The organism is Mesorhizobium sp. M7A.F.Ca.CA.001.08.2.1, from assembly GCF_003998455.1.
In the GTDB taxonomy this organism is placed as follows: Bacteria; Pseudomonadota; Alphaproteobacteria; order Rhizobiales; family Rhizobiaceae; genus Mesorhizobium; species Mesorhizobium ciceri.
Window position 1 is genome coordinate 1 of sequence record NZ_RZPW01001194.1, and the last position, 1,139, is coordinate 1,139.

The 1,139-nt window shown below is 63.5% G+C and carries 1 protein-coding gene; it reads right to left on the reverse strand.

The genetic code is table 11. From position 1 onward, the window contains the following. A partial coding sequence (locus EN914_RS36125; RefSeq protein ID WP_164779200.1) for a GMC family oxidoreductase N-terminal domain-containing protein occupies positions 1–1,139 on the reverse strand: 1,139 nt, incomplete at both ends.

Genomic DNA, 1,139 nt, shown 5'->3' on the forward strand with positions numbered 1-1,139 from the left:
GGAGCGCCGCCACTGCATGATGATGTCCTTGCCGTCGACCATGATGCGGCTTTCCGGGTCGGGCAGGTCTTCGCACATAAGGTACCAGTCGACGGCGTGGCCGGCCATGAAGTCGAGCGCGAATCCCGGCGTGTACTTGACATTGGCCCGCAGCATGTTGCCGTCGATCTTGCCGAGCAGTTGGACGTTCCCCAGCGGCTTACCGCCCTTGCCGTCGGACAGATAGTAGTCGTTGAGCATCAGCGTCTTCTGGTAGACGGCATCGTTGCGGCGGCGCGGATCGATCGCCAGCATGGCGCTGGAATTGTGGTTCATGAAATTGCGCCCGACCTGATCGGAGCGGTTGGCAAGGCCCTTGCCATCAGGAGACGGTGATCGCAGCAGGATGACGGCGGAATTGACCGCGCCAGCGGAGAGGATGACCAGTTTCGGCGCGACCTTTTTCAGCTCACCATTCTGCCGATAGTGGATGGCAGCAATGGTTTTGCCGTCGGTCGATGCCTCCAGGTACTCGACATAACAGCCGGTCTCGAGCCGGATGTTGGTGTCCTTCAGGGCCGCCGTCAGCGGTCCTGTCTGCGCGTCGACCTTGCCCTGGCCGGTGTTGGGAAACGCATCCCAGCCGGTCTTGCCCTCTTTCAGCCAGGTGTCGATGTCGACGCCGAGCGGCAGCGAGGCCGGATGCAGGCCGAGGGTTTTCAGCTCGGCGCGGGCGCGGGCGATCGGCGCCTCGTCGGGCACCGGCTTGTAGGCGTAGGGGATCGAATGGAACGGCTCGGTCGGATCCTCGCCCAGTGCACCGCGCACGCGAAACAGCTGTTCGGCTTTCGAATACCAGGGCTCGAATTCCTCATAGGAGAACGGCCATGCCGGCGAGACCCCGCCAAAGTGCTCCATGGCGGCGAAATCTTCCTTGCGGTAGCGGATCAGCACCGCGCCATAGAACTTCGAATTGCCGCCGACATAATAATAATTGCCGGGGTTGAAGGCGGCGCCGCCGGCCTCACGCCACATCTCCTTCGGCCTATAATGGCCGTCGACGAAGATCGAGCGCGTGTCGCGCGCGTGCGGCGTCGCCGGCAACGGCTCGCCGCGCTCGAGCATCAAGATCGAGGCGCCGCTGCCGGCAAGGCCGGAAG